A 16,681-nucleotide genomic window follows, 5' to 3' on the forward strand; every position below is an offset into this window, starting at 1 on the left:
TCAGCGCTTTTTTTATGATCAATTGTTTATGACGCTTATTTTTGGAATTTAGACCAAAGTTTTTTCAAGGGGAGTTTTTCCTCAGCAAAACCATATAATGCGGCAAATGGTAGGGCGGTGCGTGCGAGATATGCTACACGCCATAATCCACCATGATTAGCACCATGCATGATTAAGTCTAATGGATGATTGAGGGCGATGTCAGGATTGGCAACCGACTGTGGGTTTCTCAAATCATGAATCCACAACGCAGCCATAATCGCATTGGTCGTCGCGGGTTCAAATGCTTCAACATCAAACAAATTGGCACCATTGAAAGCAGCTTTTAATAATGGGTTTTTGGTTACCGAATGTGTAGTGGTCGATGGAGCAATATTAATGCTGACACGTTGACCTTGTGACCGTGCTAACGTAGCGCGCCATTGTTGAATCCTTTTCGCCAACGCATAATTTGGACCTTGTTCAACCACAAGACAGTCGCAGATCCCATACTGTTTATCATGACATTGGAATAAGCGTTCTTCATTTTGTTTGAAAAAATAATCACGAGAGACAGTCGAAATACTCTTGGACAGAATATTTTCAAGTTTAGAGCGTGATTTAAACTTATCTAATCCACCTTGAATAACTTCCTGTGGTACAGCGTAGACGTCAGTGGGCGTACACATATACATTAAACTGGTATTGGATTTTTGTTGGCTGACATGTTGCATAATGGCGTCCATCGCCATAGAAACACGAACATGCTTTTCGCCATCTAAATACGCAATCGCGGCAAGATCTAAGTCTTGATCAAACTGGGTGAGCCAATGTGCAATCTCAGGGGTATCTGTTAATAAGTTAACGCCTAAACACTCTGCAGCTTCACGTATAGATGCAGATGAATCTATTAATTCGACACTTGGAGCGTATAAGGTCGCATTGCCTTGCAGAACAGTATTCAAAATCTTTGTCCATACTCGCTCATGATTTAAATCAAGCGCCACGATATTGGCTTTCCATTTCGCCAGCCAAGGTAAAGGTCCTGCTTCAGAAGCTGCACCAAACAGCACCATTGTTCGATCCGAAAGGTCAAACCACTCTGGATGCTGCACACACGCTTGTAGTGCCTGAGCATGTGATGCTTCTATAATACCTCGGTCTAACCAGAGTTGAATTTGGTCGAGTAGGGCTTGACCTTCTAAATTTTTACCCTGATAAGGTACAAACCATTGCGGCTCAGCAGTAGAGTTTCCTTGAAGTGTGTAGGTATTTAAATCTTTTGATTTAAGATTCATCACTTCATTCAATGCGTGTGTATGTTGATCACGTTGAAAACTAAATTCTTCATAAGCTTGTTGAAGTCCATCTTGAGCTATGCGCAGCGCAGCTTCAGGTGATGAGAGCCCACATTCTACCAACCGTTTAAAATGAATCGGATAGGATTTGCGCCAATTCTTTTCATTGATAACTGCATCAGCGTATTCTGGCTGAATTTGTTGTAATGCCGCACTGACGATGCGTTGGCCTGATTTTGAACTGCTGGGTTTAGAGGACGTGTTAGAGGAAAATTGTAAACCATCAGGTTGATTAGACATGCAAAAAATCTCAAAAAAAAATGAATAAATTCGCGGATGCCTACATTATCCTGACAAAATTAATGATCTAGGTGGCATTAATTACCAGATATTGATTGAATTATTACGAGATATTTCTAAAAAAAGGAAGCCGAAGACTTCCTTTATAAACAAAATCAATTATTTAGTATTTTTTATACCATTGATCAATTCTTCTAACATAAATGCAGTGTTATCTAAGCCAGCGCCCGTTAAATACCAGGCATCGGCATCAACAAAGATGACACGATTCTCTTTGACTGCTTGACTATTCTTGAGTAATGGATGTGATTGAATATGTTGTTTCGCAGCATAGTTTTGCGTGTTTACAGCACCACGGTCTAACACAATGATGAAATCAGGATTTTGTTTTATTGCTTGTACTAGACGCTCTAAATTGCGTTGCGCGGCAGCAAGAGCTTCTGGTGAGTTTGGAGCAGGTCGAGCACTTGAGGCTTGAGGTGCTGCAGGCGGCACCACTGACTTTAAGCCAGAAATATTATAGGTAAATCCAAATCTTTCATTCTTTGCATGCGGTATAAAATTATCACCCATGGCAAAAAGCATCAGGCCGGATTTGCCTTTAGTGAGTTGTTTAAGTTGTGCTTGAAGGGCATAGACATGATCTAATTTAGATTGTGCGAGTTGTTCCTTATTAAACATTTTTGCTAAAAAAAGTGTGCGATTTTTCAGGTCTTGATTGAAGTTTTGAGTATCAGGCCAGAGGTTGATTGCAGGTGCAATTTTTTTGACCTCATTTAATTTTGCAGCAGAACGCCCGCCGACAATGATGAGATCTGGCTTTTGTTCTTTTAATAAGGTTTGGTTGGGTTCAAATAAAGATCCAGCTTTTACATATTGTTTGTCATTAAATTTTTTCAAAGCACCAACAAAAGTAGTTTCAGGTACGATTGATGCTTGAATACCTAAAGCATTCAGTGTATCCAACGCGGATAGTTCGTAAACAGCCAGCTTCTGTGGCGTATTTTGAAGTTGAATAGTTTGATCTTGATAAGTGAATTGAACAGGTTGAGCATATGAAACAAAGGCGCTGAATGAAAGAATGAGTGCCAATGGAAGTTTAATGTAAGACATATCAATACCTCGAGGTTTGATAAAAGCTTAACATGAATATATAAATGATAATCATTATCATTGTTGAATTTGTGTTTTTGATTTATTTACCAGCATCAACTTTGAATTTAAGGGTATTTGTGCGGAGTGTTTTAAGCCCCCGCAATGATCAAAGAATTAGAGCGGTAGTTGAAGCAACTTGCTGAAGAAATGTGGAATAATTTGAGGTTCAATCAATATCGTAACCACGACACCGTAGGCTGCACCCCATAAATGTGCACTGTGGTTGATGTTACTGTTTCCACGTTTACCTGACCAAATACTATAAGCAACATAAAGCACGGCAAAAATAATGGCTGGAACTGGAATAAAGAAGACAAATATCAGTTTCCATGGTTGAAATAAAATATAAGCAAACAAGACTGCTGATACTGCTCCAGAGGCACCTAGACTTGCCCAGCGGTGATCATTTTTATGTTTTAAATAGCTTGGAATAATTGCCGCGATTAAACCGCCTAAATAGAACAGAACAAATCCGAGTTCATATAAGTATTGTCGATAAAAACTCTCAATTACACTTCCAAAGAAAAAGAGTGTGATCATATTGAACAGTAGATGTGTTCCATCTGCATGTATAAAACCATGCGTGATAAATCGATCGTATTGACCTTTCTGCATGGCTGGAGGCCAAAAAATCAAACGATTCATAATATTTTGATTGGAAAATGCAACCAGTGAAATGGCAACCGTAATTAAAACGATGGTGACAGTATGATTAAAAGGTAAATCAAGCATATGGATAAGATTGAATAAATTGCTTTAATTCTATTCATCATGCCATTTTTTTAAATTTAATTGTTATTAATATAATAATTCTGACAAATTTAGTTGAATTTTAAATATTATCCCCGATCTTCAGTTAAAATAGAGTCTTCAGCTTGAGGAAAAATTGTTATGTCGACTGAGAACACCAGCACTGCAGTTGCTGAAGAAATTCCAAATTTATTAATTACACCAACTGCGCAAGAGTATTTGTTTGAACTTTTAGAGAAGCAAAATACTCCTGGTATCGCGGTACGTGTTTTCGTAGAACATCCGGGTACACCACGTGCTGAATGCTGCATGGCGTATAGTGCACCAGATGAAGTCGTTCCAACCGACTATAAACAAGAATATCCAAAATTTGCTGCATATATTGATACACCATCAATCCCATACTTATTGGATGCAGTGATTGATTACAACAAAGATCGCTTTGGTGGTCAGTTGACTTTCCGTGCACCTAACTCGAAAGTGCCACGTGTAGGTCCAGATGCATCGATTGAAGAACGTATAACCTATGTATTACAGTCAGAAATTAACCCTGGTTTAGCAGGGCATGGTGGAAACTGTGCATTGGTTGAAGTGGTTGAAGATGCTGAGCATGGTTTAACAGCGGTCTTGAAATTTGGTGGTGGCTGTCAAGGGTGTTCAGCAATTGATGTGACACTTAAACAAGGTGTTGAAGTTACGCTAAAACAGCATATCCCAGAGTTACAACGTGTTGTGGACCAGACAGACCACAGCCAATCAGAAGGCGCTTATATGAAATAAGTTGCCTTTAAATTTACAAAAGTTGATTTGAAAAGCTCCCATTAAAAGGGGGCTTTTTTTATGAAAACTGAACAAAATGAGTAATATCAATAAAATTGAAATGTAAAAACAAAACTATAAATGAGAATAGTTATCATAATCTATTGCAAAGTGATTATCATTTGTTACAATGCGACACAATTCGAACAAGATCTCTCCACACATTCTTTGGTAATTACACAATGCAAAAGACATTTTTAAAATCTAAGTTAGCGTTTGCTGTCTTAACCACTATGTCGGTTTCAAGTTTTGCACAAGAGCAAATTGGTCAAGATACTAATGCAAAACAAGATACAACTAAGTTAAAAACAATTGTCGTAACTTCAGCGAGTGGTTATGAGCAAAATATAGCGGATGCTGCTGCTACGATTTCAGTGATTACTGCCGAAGAATTAGAAAAAAAATCTTATAGTGATGTAACTGATGCATTGAAAAATGTTCCAGGTGTATTTGTACAAGGCGGTGGAACGAACCAGACGATCTCCATTCGGGGTATGGGATCAGCTTATACCCTATTTTTAGTAGATGGACGTCCAATGAATGATGGTAGTCTTTTAACAACAAATGGGGGGGTTCAAGGAGCATCAGTAAACTTCTTACCGCCAATAGAATCGATTGAACGTATTGAAGTGATTCGAGGCCCGTCATCCTCTCTATATGGTTCTGATGCAATGGGTGGTGTAATTAACATCATTACTAAAAAGCATCAAGATCGTTTGACTGCAAGTATTCGAACAGAATATATCAAAGCTGGTAAATCGAATGACGTTAACAACGACGCAACCAATACCAGCTTGTATGTAAATGCACCATTAATTGATAAGCTTCTTTCGGTCCAAGTTACAGCTGGTCTTCAAACGATTGAAGAAAGTTCATTACAAAAAAATACAGCCGAAACAGGTGAGAGTGAACCAGATTTTCAAAAAACAAATCTAGGTACAAAGTTTGTTTTTACACCAGATGAAAAAAACACACTCACTGCTGAATATGTAAGAACTCAACAAGAGCGTACACACAACCCAGGTAAAAGTTATACCCAGTATGTTTCAGTAACGGGTCCTAAAGTTGATATTGATGGTAAAGATTTCGTTCTATCTAATGGAAATTATTATCCAGCATATAATACGAATAATCGTAATGATGATGGTGAGCTAATCTATCGTTCAGATGTCGTACCGAATACAGGGACTTACTCCGAATTAGAAAAAAATAATTTTAGCCTTACTCATGATGGTGAGTACGACAATCTAAAACTCACTTCTTACTTGCAATATGATAAAGATAAAAATAATGCAATTACAGGGCGTACTGTGGGTAAAGTTCAAAATCCAGGGGGGATTTTATTTGAGACTATCACAGCCAATACACAAGGAACGTACTTTTTCGAAGATCATAGTCTGACCATTGGCGGGCGATATTTAAAAGAAAATCTTGAAGATGGTACAAGTAACCAAAATGCAGCGATGGCTGGTAAAGTCACTAAAATGGATCGATATCAATGGTCTATTTTTGCAGAAGATACTTGGAATGTCAGTGATAAGTTAGCACTAACCTTAAGTGGTCGTTTCGATGAAAATGAGTTTTTTGGTGATAATTTCAGTCCAAAGGTATATGCAGTTTATAAAGCTACAGACAACGTGACTTTAAAAGGAGGTGTAATTTCAGGCTATAAAGCGCCGAGCTTACGTAATTCTTCTCCAGATTACATGCTGAACTCAATGGGCGGGGCAATTATGCCAAACCCAAATTTAAAGCCAGAAACCAGTTTAACGTATGAAACAGGTTTTGCATTCACTCATCCTGAATTGGGTTTATCTGCAAGTCTTATGGTCTATCAAACTGACTTTAACGATAAAATTACTCGATCTGGTCGTTTAGATGGTAGTCGACTTCCCCCAAAAAATGACGGTGAGCCGCCTTACACTCAATCTGAAATTAATGATTTCGTTGATAGCAGTGCTTTCTATCAGTCCAACCCTAATCTGCCATATAACGCAAATGGTTATACACTCAACTATAACATTGATAAGGCCGAAATTAGAGGGCTTGAACTGACCACAGATTACAACATCACAGATTACTTAAAATATAGACACTCTTATACATTCACAGATAGTGAGCAAAAATCTGGACAGTATGAGGGTAAACCATTGAATAATTTGCCTAAACATATGTTTAATGCAGGCTTAGATTGGGACTTTAATGATCAATTGTATTTATGGACTCAATTGAATTATCGTGGCAAAACAGTGGGTGATACCGATGGAGATAAAACACCAGCTTATACATTTGTAGATGTTGGAGCTGTGTATAAGTATAGTGACCAATTCCAGCTATCTACTGGTGTATATAATGTTGCAAACAAAAATGTACTGAAAGATGGAAATGATTGGGTGCTTGATGGTCGACGTTACAGCTTTGCCTTGAATTATAAGTTTTAATGTCTTGTGCTTGGAGTGAGAGCGAGAATCTCACTCCAAGCTTTGAATAGTCGAGTTTAGAAGGAAAATAATGAAGCGCGTCGATGGCTATGTGGTTGACACCATCTATCCTATGTTTTTTTATCCAGAGATGCAGCCAATTTGGCTGAGTACAATCAGCCAATTTCAAGGTTATATAGCGCCAGATATATCTCAAAATTTTCGATATTTAGAGTTAGGTTGTGGTTGTGGTCTTAACTTGATTGTGGCAGCAATTGCAAATCCGCACGCTGAGTTTGTCGGAGTGGATTTTAATGACAAACACATACAACGAGCTACAGAGCTTGCTCAATCCTTACAGTTAAGCAATATAAGATTCTTAAATATAGACTTTGAAAAATTTAACAAAAATAATAATGAAGTGTTTGATTTCATTGTCTGTCATGGAGTGTATTCTTGGGTTTCTGAACACAATCAATATTTTATTAGGCAGATTCTAGATAAATCTTTAAAGGACCAAGGGCTATTCTATTTACACTATATGTGCTTTCCTGGATCCGCTACTTTACAGCCTATTCAAAAAATCTTTAACTTGGTTGATAAAAATACGTCTCAGCAATCTGCTCAAAGTATTGAATTGTCTACAGCACTAGTGAGTGAATTAAATCGGAGAGGCGCTTTTATTGGATATGACAAAATACAAGGAATTGTGAATACATTAAAAAATGATACCAATTATCTCGCTCACGAACTTTTAACTGATTATTGGCAACCCCTTTATAGTGTAGATGTACATGAGATTTTAAAGATCGAAGCTGATCTATCATATATTGGGAGTGCAGTTCCAACTGAAAACTTAGATTCGCTTAGCATTCCAATCGACTTGCAACAGTTGATATCAGATGTGAATATTTCGAATACAAAAGAGTATCTAAAAGATATTGCTCGGGATTCAAAGCAGCGTATGGATTTGTTTCAAAAAAAATTAGTGAATTACCGTTTTGAAGACCATTTAGGAATTTTACATAAGATTAGATTAGATCTTATTCTTAACAATCAGCGATTGGATAATATTAATTTAAAAACATCAATTGGCCCAATTCAAGCTCCGAAGGAGGTGATCAGTGCCATTATTGAAAGTTTAAGAACAGGTTCTAAAACTTTTCAACAGTTACATCACCTTCCTTGTTTTCAGCAAAATTTAAAACTACTTGTTGAGAGTATATTTTTATTGATGAATTGCCATTATATCTATCCTATAAGCGAGCATAGAGAATCAAAGGACCTACGTAAAATAGAACGTCTCAATTCATGGCTGAGTGAGCATCAAATTGAGATTCAAATACCGACGACATATTTCTAATAAACCGCTCTAAGGAGCGGTTTTCTAATTAAGATGTGAGAATACTTAGTGCTGGTTCAGAATAGTAGAATTTTTCAAGATATACACGTGCACGTTGTTTAAGGTGTTCACTAGAAATCATATGCTTAATTACGGGGCAGAGCAGAGCACTTAATTCATTTTGAACAAGGCTTTCGTTGATATTGATATCTTGCAAGATCAGATCGAAAGAGCGGTCTTGATTATGACAATACCACGTGTAAATACCATCGTGTACTTGTTGCTTTAGATATTCAGTTTGACGGAGGTGATCCCAAATATCATGTCCCATTGCCACAGTATTTGGTAGATCATTGATCTCAACATAGTTTTTAACAGCAGAGAGTGGGACTTGCTTTATTTTGTGCCAAAGATTGGCTTGGAAATGATATAGCTTATTGTCATCAAAGTGTTGGTTAATGACTTGTTCGCTAATTTGACTGATCTTGATAATATTTTTTTGAAGATAATGTTTGACCGTATCATCAAGATTGGAATCGGTGACACTTTCAAGAACTGATTTCCCCATTTTCATAAAGCGGCCGACACCGGGTACTTTTTTATTCATCACTGAATTATCAATATAATCCTGAATAGAATGATGGATTAACTCGGTGAGCATACTCGAAAATGCGGGATTGTTCACGATACGTTTAATCAGGGCTTGGCGGTGAGCACTTTTAGATGAAATATAAAGTGCAATTCGATCAATGGTGTGAACCGAGATAATATCTTCGATTTGAGTCGTTTCATTAAGCGGATGAACCAACGCAAATCGAATATGCTCCGCAATCTGTTGAACGAGAGAATCAGTTGTAGGTGTATTTAGAATTTGTTTTTGAAGCAGTGCACTAATCGCCTCGAAAGACCAAATTTGCTTTAAAGGTTGTTTTCGAAACCATTGATAAAAATATAAAAATTCATTTTCAATGGTGTCATCTTGAGAAAATTCATGATCAAGAAATGCCAAATGTGCCTCAATCAACTGTTCGATTTTAGGATTTTTTTCCATGAAAATTCTCAATATCCTTAATTTGACGATGACGTTTTAACGGTATTCATCTTATTTAAAAAACTTAAGTAATGTTGCACAACAAGATCAGGTGTTTCTACGATAGGTGTATGACCAATTTGATCTAATAGAATAGGGGGATGTGCTTTTTTTAAGGCGGTCCCTAATTCATGTGCAACTTCAACATTTACTATCTGATCTTGTTTTCCCCACAAAATCAATGTTTCAACCTCAATATTTTTTAACAATTGAGCAAATGATTCAACGGTGTACTGTTGATTGAGTTTAACAAGCTGATGAATCAACTCAGATGTATCCGCCGCGCGTTGAATAAGTGCTTGCTCTTGTTGTTTCTTGATTAAACTGGGTACGAAGGGAGCTTTATGCATAACTCTCCTAGAAACATAATTCAAGTCTCCAGGTTGTGAGATTAAAAGCTGCTTTAAATAAATTGGGTTATTGAGGAAGAATGTTTTGTTACTTCTGAATAATCCACCGGCACTGATCAGAAATAAACTTTTCATTTCTTGAGGATATTTAGCAGCATACATCAGTCCGATTGATCCACCGACAGAGTGACCCGCTAGATTAAGCTGGTTTTCAATGCGTAATGCTTCTGCAAAACGACGTAACTGTTCAGTCAGATGAGGAAGTGATAAGTCAAATCCCTTCGGTGTTAGCGTTTGTCCACTTCCAGGCAAGTCAACGATAATGACGCGATATTGCTGTGTGAGATTCCGAGCGACATGATTCCAACTGTCTCGATTCATGCCTATACCATGAATGAGCAATAAGGCAGGTCGATCAGCAGGACCACCTTCGCTATAAGACCACACAACATCTCCGACGCGAATCGTTTTATTGGATAGTCCTGCCCAAGCACGTTCTTCATTTAAAACTTTTTGATAGTCGATAAATTCAACAGTATCTGCTCGGGTAGATGAGATACCGAGGCTGAGCATTAACGCGAGTAAAATGGAAAATAAATGTTGATGCTTTAATATGGGTAAAGGAAGATGAACAAACATGCAGGTGAAATCCCTTAAAACAGGGCGACATTATAATCAAGTGACTTTTATAAAGTAGTAGTTAAAAGTAAAAAAATAAATCCTATTTTTGTGATAATTGGTTCTCGATTTAAATAAGTTTTACTTCATAAACATAAATTTAAGCGCTGAATCAGCTGCTAAAGTGTTTAGTAAGGAATGATCATAATCATCAGATTTGAAGAAATTGAAGATATTTTTAGCAATTAACAAAAATTGTAACAGAGTTTAAATTTTGTCAGTGACAATCAAAAAGCACAGTATTAAAATTACCTCAAACCTTGATAAACCATGGATACAAGATGCTAACTGCACAAGAAGCTTTAGAACGTTTAAAAATTGGTAATCAACGTTTTGTTGAAGGTCAAACCAAGCATCAGCGATTATTGACGCATCAAGAGCGTGCTCAGATGGCTGAAACTCAAGAGCCATTTGCGATTGTATTAGGATGTTCTGATTCACGTGTTCCAGCTGAAATGGTTTTTGATCAGGGCTTAGGTGATTTATTTGTTATTCGTGTAGCAGGCAATATCGTAGCTCCATCTCAAGTTGGAAGTGTGGAGTTTGCAGCCGAAAGTTTTAATTGTCCTTTAGTGATTGTATTAGGTCATACACATTGCGGCGCAATCGACTCAACGATTGAAGCATTACGTAATCCTCAACAACCGCCATCTGTTAATTTGATGTCTATTGTCAATCGCGTACGTCCATCAGTCGAAATTTTAATGCAAACTGAGTTAAAAGATGATTTGAAAAAGCTTTCAGTACACGCGGTTCGCTCAAATGTTTTTGCTTCAGTTAACCAGTTGCGCCATGGTTCTGCGGTGTTGGAAAACTTGATTGCACAAGGTAAATTAAAAGTTGTAGGTGCAGAATACTCACTTGAAACAGGTGAAGTTACATTCTTTGACTTCTAATATCAGCATTTTAAAAAAGCCAGCTTAAGCTGGCTTTTTTATTGATTGGGATTTATGGATCTATATGTCTATAACTTTATAGAGCGCCTTTAATATAAGAATATGCATTATTTAAGAGTTTAGGTTGAGCTTGTTCATTAGGATGAATCAGATCTTTTTGCATGAGTTTATTATTTCCAGCAACACCTTCTAGAAAAAAAGGGAGCAACTTCACATTAAATTGCTGGCTCACAACTTTATAATTATTTTCAAAGGCTTTGCTATACGCTGAGCCATAGTTTGGAGGAATCTTCATGCCAAATATGAGTACTTTGGCATTAGATTTTTGGCTCAATTGAACTAATCGAGTTAGGTTTTGTTGAATCATTTTTGGAGGTTGACCTCGTAAACCGTCATTACCTCCCAATTCAATTACGACAATATCTGGTTTGTGTGTTTGTAGCAATTTGGGCAAACGTGCTAATGCACCACTGCTTGTTTCACCACTGACACTTGCATTGACCACTCGATGTTGTTTCGGATACTGTTGATCAAGTCGTTTTTGCAAAAGATTGACCCAACCTTTCTCGGTGGGTACGCCGTAACCAGCACTTAAACTATCACCAAGAATAAGGATAGTTTTTGCAAAGCTATTGATCGGTAAAAGAAACAGACAACTGCAGATAAATAAAAAGGCAGTTTTTCTCAACGTAACAATATTTAAACTTTGACTGATTTGCATAAAGGCTTTCTATGGTTCGTAATGACTCAACTTCTTCAATCATGCCACAAGCGTTAATTTCTGCACAGCAATTGACACAAACGATACAGATCCAACAAAAAAAGTTGACGATTTTTGAGAAACTAAATCTACAAATTTATCCTGGCGAGCAAGTCGCAATCACAGGCAGATCGGGTTCTGGAAAATCTACACTCTTGGGAATTCTGGCGACATTAGATCAGCCAAGTTCAGGAACATTGTCGATTAATGGTATAGCAGTTGAGCAATTAAGCGAAGAGCAACGCGCTCAAATTAGACTTGAAAATATTGGTTTTGTATTTCAATCCTTTCAGCTTTTACCTTCTTTATCTGCGCTTGAAAATGTCATGTTACCGCTGAGAATTCAAAAGAATTTTGATTATGCCAAAGCAGAACAACAAGCCCTTTATTGGTTGAACAAAGTGGGTTTAGATCGTCAAAGTACTCAAACACCTAAAGTACTGTCTGGGGGAGAACAACAACGCGTAGCAATTGCACGCGCTTTAATTGCTGAGCCCAAAATTGTATTTGCGGATGAACCAACGGGAAATTTAGATGGGACGACAGCCCAGGAGATTGAACAGCTTTTATTTGATTTGAATCGGGAGCTGGGCACTACATTGGTTTTAGTCACCCATGATCAAAAGCTAGCACAAAAATGTGAGACGCATTATGAATTGATCGATGGTCAATTAGAAAAAGTGCAAGGCGCTTCAGCTTCTGGAGCGCGTGTATGAGTGCGCTATTCAAACCTTTGTTGAAGCAAAGTTTTGCTAGCACAGGGATTTATTTGCTCATTTTTGCATTGAGTCTCGCGATTAGTGCGACAACCGCTTTAAAGTTCAGTAATGATCAGATTCAACAAGCTGTTTCATTGCAGGCTGCTAAGCTTCAAGCTGCTGATCTAGTGTTGAGTGATCAATATCCGCTCAATGAAAAATTTAAACAGAAGGCGAACCAACTCAATCTACAACAGTCCCAAGTGACGGTTTTTGGTTCAATGGCACATACTGATGAACAATTTGTCATGGTGAATGTCAAAGCGATTGAGTCCAATTTTCCGCTACGTGGTGAACTCATTATTCAACCTGATCAGACTGCTATTCGGTCAGAAGAGGTATGGCTGAGTCAACGTGCTTTAGATTTATTAAATGTCAAAATAGGGGAGAGGGTTCAAATCGCAGATGCGAGTTTTACAGTCACAGGAGTCATTGAAAAGGATTCTAACCAAGAACTCGGATTTTCAGCCTTTTCACCTACAGTGATCATTTCACAATCTGATGTTGCGGCAACCAATGCGATTCAGCCTGGAAGTCGTATCGAATATCGTCTGCTTATGTCTGGTGAGCCGAATAGACTTAATGAGTTTACGGCTTATTTTGATCAGCTCCATCCTAAAAAAATGATTGAACCAAATGCAGATGATCAGCAAGCAATGGAAACCCCAAGCTCAATTCGCTTGAGAACTGCGGATGAGGCGAATACCCGCCTGATGCGTCCAATTGAAAATCTAGATACTTTTTTACAGCTTGCAAACATTCTTACAATTTTACTGTGCGGTATTGCAATTGCGTTGACCAGTCAACGGTACGTTCAACAAAATCAAGATCATGTTGCTTTAATGAGATGTATGGGGACTGCAAAGTTCCAAATTCTTAAGAACTATATTGCATTACTTATGATTGCCGTCGCAATTGCGATGTTCATCGGTACTGGATTAGGGATTGGTCTAGGCTATATTTTATTGCAGTTTATGTTACAACTAATTCCGCATTTAGACATCCAATTTAGCTTGTTTGATTTGGTTTTGGGTCCTTTGCCGATTGCAATATTCACCAGTGTCATTGTGATGTTTGGATTTATTGTCCCAAGTTTGATGCAGCTCTTAAATACGCCTCCAATTCGTGTTATCCGTGAGGATGTTAAATCTACGCGTTCTCTCTTAACCTTATTGGGAGCGGGAGCTGTAAGTCTTATTTTATTTTGTATTTTGCTCACTCAAAATATACAGCTCTCATTGCTCGTTATCGGTACGATCCTCGCATTGTGTGCAAGTATGTTCAGCATAGTTTGGTTGCTATTAAAGATGATCAAATCTTTGAAAAATAGATGGTCAGCCTATGTACGTGTACCTAATCAAACAGCATTTCAAATTACTGCACTTGCATTAGGTCTGAGCCTGATTACAGTTCTTGTAGTATTAAGGACGGATCTATTAGATCGTTGGCAGCAACAGTTACCTGAAGGTACGCCAAATCAATTTATTTATGGTCTTCCTCCATTTGAAGTTGAGCAATTTAAAGCTCAGATCGAAAAAGAAGGTTGGCCAAGTACACCCTTGTATCCGAATATCCGCGGACGCCTAATTAAACATAATGGTCAGCCATTTTCGGAATCATTAAGAGCGCAAAATAACTCACTCAGACGAGAGTTGAATTTGACTCAAGCTCAAGGCTATCCAGAAGATAATGTCATTGTCAGTGGGCAGCCACAATTGCAGCAGGTGGGAGATGTTTCTGTTGAAGCAAATCTTGCTGAAGAGTTAGGGATAAAAGTGGGTGATCAACTCAGCTTTAGCTTGCCAGAAGGTGAACTTCAAGCCAAAGTTGTAAATTTAAGAACAGTCGAGTGGGAAAGCTTCAGTCCAAATTTTTTCTTCATTTTTGCACCGAATACGATGGATGAAAATGCTGGAAGTTATTTAGGAAGTTTTTTTGTACCTCAAGATGAAAAATCCAAGTTGGTCAATCTGATTCAGCAGTTCTCAAATACTGTATTTATCGATGTTTCCTTAATTTTAGAGGAAATTAAAAACTTAGTATCTGTTCTGGTTCAGATTATTACCATTCTTGCGCTTCTCGTCAGTGTTTCAGGTTTTTTGGTGTTGATTGCTTGCATTAATTTATTGATGGATGAGCGAAAGCGAGAAGTCGCGATTTTAAGATCATTTGGCAGCTCAAAATCCAATTTGAAAAATATGCTGAGTTTAGAAATTGGATTTATCGGCTTTATGGCTGGCTTAGTATCGTGTTTTTTTGCTGAGGTCATCAGTGCGATCGCCAGTTATAAAATGGATCTCGCAATACAACCGCATTGGGAAATCTGGGTGATTCTACCTATGAGCATGACGATCTTATGTGCGCTGATTGGTCGTTATCGTTTAAGCTACTTAACTGAGATTCCTCCATTAAAAAGCTTGCGCGAACTCAATCAATCATAAAATTTATGAGGTCTAAAAAATGCAATTGAAATTAATACGCCAATTGCATTTTCATTTGCTGCAACATTTCAGCCCAAATGGGTTGTATTCCGCTCACTAAGCCTAAGTTATATTGATACATGAACCAACATAAGAAGATGCCTAGAGGAAGTACCACGATGGTAGTGGTGAAGCCTAGTCTAAATCGTTGACCGATGTACCAACATAAAGCCATGACTGCACCCATCAACATTCCACCAATATGCGCTGCATTATTTATTCCAGGGATCATGAATCCCATACCAATATTTAATGCCAAGATGATCAGCAGCGATTTACGATCAAAGAGAAATTGTTGTTGTGGTAAAGGGGGAAAAAGAGATAAGAGCGTTAAAGCACCACCTAAACCCATAACGGCACCTGATGCACCTGCGGATACACGTGGAAATAAATCATGGTTGACATGCTCCAATAACTCGTAACTATTCCGAATATCAATCAGTCCACTGATCAAGCTTCCCATAATGCCTGCTAATAGATACAAGCCTAAAAAATAAACGTGTCCAAGTGTTTTCTCAGCGACATTGCCAAAGATATACAATGCCCACATATTGAGCATTAAATGAATAAGACCAAAATGAAAAAATGTACTGCTGAAGATTCGGAGGGGTTCCTCTAAATAAGTCAGCGGTGCATAATCAGCACCCCAGCGCAAAGCATCTATTGTTGCTGGGTTTGATATATCCACCCCGCTAAAGATTTGCCAGATAAAAAGTCCAACATTCAGTGTAATGATTAAAAACGTAATCTGACTTAAGGGTAGACGTGATTGGCTTTGAAATTGGGGTGGTTGCATTTCAGTCATGTCATTGTATTCTGTGATAATGATATGGATTAAGGTCAAGCATGTACTACGCTAACAAAAGGAGCAACACACTGACATGAAAGCATTTATTGTTCGAACTTTATTGGTCATTGTCAGTATCATCCTTGTAATTCAACTATGGATTTTTTCAAGTCTTGCATGGTGGAGAACCAATGCTGTTGATACAACGATGCTCATGCGTTGGACATATTGGACCGACAGTTCGAAGCCTATTCAGCATCAATGGCGTGATTATGAGAATATCAGTGATCATCTGAAACGTGCGATTATTGCAGCTGAAGATGCTAAATTTATGCAACATCATGGCTTTGATTTTGACGGCATAAAACATGCTTTGGAAAGAAATAAAGAAAAAGAACAAGTGGTTGCGGGTGGATCTACCATTTCCCAACAATTATCCAAAAATCTATTTTTATTTAATAAGCGTTCTTTTTTACGTAAAGGACAAGAGGCGGTCGCTACTGTCATGATGGAGCGTATGTGGTCAAAACAACGCATTCTTGAGGTATACATGAACTCCATTGAATTTGGAGATCATATTTTTGGTGTGGAAGCTGCAGCACGTCATTATTTTGGAAAATCGGCAAGCAGTCTAACACGTGAGCAAGCCGCATTTTTGGCAGCGATCTTGCCGAATCCGCGTTATTATCAACACCACCGTCAAGATCGTAAACTCAAAAATAAACAGCGAATTATTTTGCGTTACATGAATGCTTCAAGAATTCCGTGAAATGTAATTGTCTAAAAAACTTTCGTGAGATCAAAAATGCACAGTGATCA

At 37.9% G+C, this 16,681-nt stretch carries 14 protein-coding genes; 7 read left to right on the forward strand and 7 right to left on the reverse strand.

Annotated elements, in window-relative coordinates; translation table 11 throughout:
* Positions 1 to 35: 35 nt before the first annotated feature.
* The 3 genes from AC1M89_RS09880 to AC1M89_RS09890 form a co-directional block, all read right to left on the reverse strand.
* Positions 36 to 1,577 carry a hypothetical protein gene (locus tag AC1M89_RS09880; protein WP_481614168.1) on the reverse strand — a complete coding sequence of 514 codons (1,542 nt, stop codon included), beginning with the start codon at positions 1,575 to 1,577 and terminating at the stop codon, positions 36 to 38.
* 159 nt (positions 1,578 to 1,736) lie between these two features.
* Complete coding sequence (locus AC1M89_RS09885) at positions 1,737 to 2,690, reverse strand: ABC transporter substrate-binding protein (RefSeq protein ID WP_481614169.1); 954 nt, start codon at positions 2,688 to 2,690, stop codon at positions 1,737 to 1,739.
* A 156-nt stretch (positions 2,691 to 2,846) separates the two neighbouring features.
* Entirely contained in the window at positions 2,847 to 3,464 is a 618-nt protein-coding gene (locus AC1M89_RS09890) for a rhomboid family intramembrane serine protease (protein ID WP_035269610.1), read from the reverse strand.
* 159 nt (positions 3,465 to 3,623) lie between these two features.
* Here AC1M89_RS09890 and nfuA point away from each other — a divergent pair, with 159 nt between their 5' ends.
* The 3 genes from nfuA (at position 3,624) to AC1M89_RS09905 (ending at position 8,084) form a co-directional block, all read left to right on the forward strand.
* Positions 3,624 to 4,262 (forward strand): Fe-S biogenesis protein NfuA, encoded by a 639-nt coding sequence (gene nfuA, locus AC1M89_RS09895; RefSeq protein ID WP_035269609.1) that lies wholly within the window; start codon positions 3,624 to 3,626, stop codon positions 4,260 to 4,262.
* A gap of 221 nt (positions 4,263 to 4,483) precedes the next feature.
* Complete coding sequence (locus AC1M89_RS09900) at positions 4,484 to 6,742, forward strand: TonB-dependent receptor domain-containing protein (protein ID WP_481614170.1); 2,259 nt, start codon at positions 4,484 to 4,486, stop codon at positions 6,740 to 6,742.
* A gap of 70 nt (positions 6,743 to 6,812) precedes the next feature.
* Positions 6,813 to 8,084 (forward strand): class I SAM-dependent methyltransferase, encoded by a 1,272-nt coding sequence (locus AC1M89_RS09905; protein ID WP_481614171.1) that lies wholly within the window; start codon positions 6,813 to 6,815, stop codon positions 8,082 to 8,084.
* A 28-nt stretch (positions 8,085 to 8,112) separates the two neighbouring features.
* On the opposite strand, the gene AC1M89_RS09910 is transcribed toward AC1M89_RS09905, so the two are convergent.
* Both AC1M89_RS09910 and AC1M89_RS09915 read right to left on the reverse strand, forming a co-directional pair.
* Positions 8,113 to 9,114 (reverse strand): hypothetical protein, encoded by a 1,002-nt coding sequence (locus tag AC1M89_RS09910; protein WP_481614172.1) that lies wholly within the window; start codon positions 9,112 to 9,114, stop codon positions 8,113 to 8,115.
* A gap of 17 nt (positions 9,115 to 9,131) precedes the next feature.
* A complete protein-coding gene (locus AC1M89_RS09915) occupies positions 9,132 to 10,142 on the reverse strand; it encodes an alpha/beta fold hydrolase (RefSeq protein WP_481608766.1) in 1,011 nt (336 codons plus the stop codon).
* Between the two features lie 320 nt (positions 10,143 to 10,462).
* Here AC1M89_RS09915 and AC1M89_RS09920 point away from each other — a divergent pair, with 320 nt between their 5' ends.
* A complete protein-coding gene (locus AC1M89_RS09920; RefSeq protein WP_481597299.1) occupies positions 10,463 to 11,077 on the forward strand; it encodes a carbonic anhydrase in 615 nt (204 codons plus the stop codon).
* A gap of 76 nt (positions 11,078 to 11,153) precedes the next feature.
* Here the strand turns inward: AC1M89_RS09920 and AC1M89_RS09925 are convergent, their stop codons facing one another.
* Entirely contained in the window at positions 11,154 to 11,798 is a 645-nt protein-coding gene (locus tag AC1M89_RS09925) for an arylesterase (protein WP_481597298.1), read from the reverse strand.
* Positions 11,799 to 11,839: 41 nt separating this feature from the next.
* On the opposite strand from AC1M89_RS09925, the gene AC1M89_RS09930 reads away from it, so the two are divergent.
* Together AC1M89_RS09930 and AC1M89_RS09935 are read left to right on the forward strand one after the other, a co-directional pair.
* Complete coding sequence (locus AC1M89_RS09930; RefSeq protein WP_481597329.1) at positions 11,840 to 12,553, forward strand: ABC transporter ATP-binding protein; 714 nt, start codon at positions 11,840 to 11,842, stop codon at positions 12,551 to 12,553.
* The gene (locus tag AC1M89_RS09935) at positions 12,550 to 15,036 is read left to right on the forward strand and encodes an ABC transporter permease (protein WP_481614173.1); all 2,487 of its coding nucleotides are present in this window, start codon (positions 12,550 to 12,552) and stop codon (positions 15,034 to 15,036) included. Before AC1M89_RS09930 ends, AC1M89_RS09935 begins: the two co-directional genes overlap by 4 nt.
* 31 nt (positions 15,037 to 15,067) lie before the next feature.
* Here AC1M89_RS09935 and AC1M89_RS09940 read toward each other — a convergent pair whose 3' ends face one another.
* Positions 15,068 to 15,880 (reverse strand): rhomboid family intramembrane serine protease, encoded by an 813-nt coding sequence (locus AC1M89_RS09940; protein WP_092766882.1) that lies wholly within the window; start codon positions 15,878 to 15,880, stop codon positions 15,068 to 15,070.
* A gap of 76 nt (positions 15,881 to 15,956) precedes the next feature.
* Between AC1M89_RS09940 and mtgA the strand changes: the two genes are divergently transcribed.
* Positions 15,957 to 16,631 carry a monofunctional biosynthetic peptidoglycan transglycosylase gene (gene mtgA / locus AC1M89_RS09945; RefSeq protein WP_035266660.1) on the forward strand — a complete coding sequence of 225 codons (675 nt, stop codon included), beginning with the start codon at positions 15,957 to 15,959 and terminating at the stop codon, positions 16,629 to 16,631.
* Positions 16,632 to 16,681 lie beyond the last annotated feature (50 nt).

It is taken from the genome of Acinetobacter sp. ANC_7635 (assembly GCF_056779945.1).

Excerpts from the sequence above, each read along its gene's own strand:
- AC1M89_RS09905 (WP_481614171.1), top strand. The coding sequence starts at position 6,813 with ATGAAGCGCGTCGATGGCTATGTGGTTGACACCATCTATCCTATGTTT.
- AC1M89_RS09915 (WP_481608766.1), bottom strand. The coding sequence starts at position 10,142 with ATGTTTGTTCATCTTCCTTTACCCATATTAAAGCATCAACATTTATTT.
- AC1M89_RS09920 (WP_481597299.1), top strand. The coding sequence starts at position 10,463 with ATGCTAACTGCACAAGAAGCTTTAGAACGTTTAAAAATTGGTAATCAA.
- AC1M89_RS09900 (WP_481614170.1), top strand. The coding sequence starts at position 4,484 with ATGCAAAAGACATTTTTAAAATCTAAGTTAGCGTTTGCTGTCTTAACC.
- mtgA (WP_035266660.1), top strand. The coding sequence starts at position 15,957 with ATGAAAGCATTTATTGTTCGAACTTTATTGGTCATTGTCAGTATCATC.
- nfuA (WP_035269609.1), top strand. The coding sequence starts at position 3,624 with ATGTCGACTGAGAACACCAGCACTGCAGTTGCTGAAGAAATTCCAAAT.
- AC1M89_RS09910 (WP_481614172.1), bottom strand. The coding sequence starts at position 9,114 with ATGGAAAAAAATCCTAAAATCGAACAGTTGATTGAGGCACATTTGGCA.
- AC1M89_RS09885 (WP_481614169.1), bottom strand. The coding sequence starts at position 2,690 with ATGTCTTACATTAAACTTCCATTGGCACTCATTCTTTCATTCAGCGCC.
- AC1M89_RS09890 (WP_035269610.1), bottom strand. The coding sequence starts at position 3,464 with ATGCTTGATTTACCTTTTAATCATACTGTCACCATCGTTTTAATTACG.
- AC1M89_RS09930 (WP_481597329.1), top strand. The coding sequence starts at position 11,840 with ATGCCACAAGCGTTAATTTCTGCACAGCAATTGACACAAACGATACAG.
- AC1M89_RS09925 (WP_481597298.1), bottom strand. The coding sequence starts at position 11,798 with ATGCAAATCAGTCAAAGTTTAAATATTGTTACGTTGAGAAAAACTGCC.
- AC1M89_RS09935 (WP_481614173.1), top strand. The coding sequence starts at position 12,550 with ATGAGTGCGCTATTCAAACCTTTGTTGAAGCAAAGTTTTGCTAGCACA.
- AC1M89_RS09880 (WP_481614168.1), bottom strand. The coding sequence starts at position 1,577 with ATGTCTAATCAACCTGATGGTTTACAATTTTCCTCTAACACGTCCTCT.
- AC1M89_RS09940 (WP_092766882.1), bottom strand. The coding sequence starts at position 15,880 with ATGACTGAAATGCAACCACCCCAATTTCAAAGCCAATCACGTCTACCC.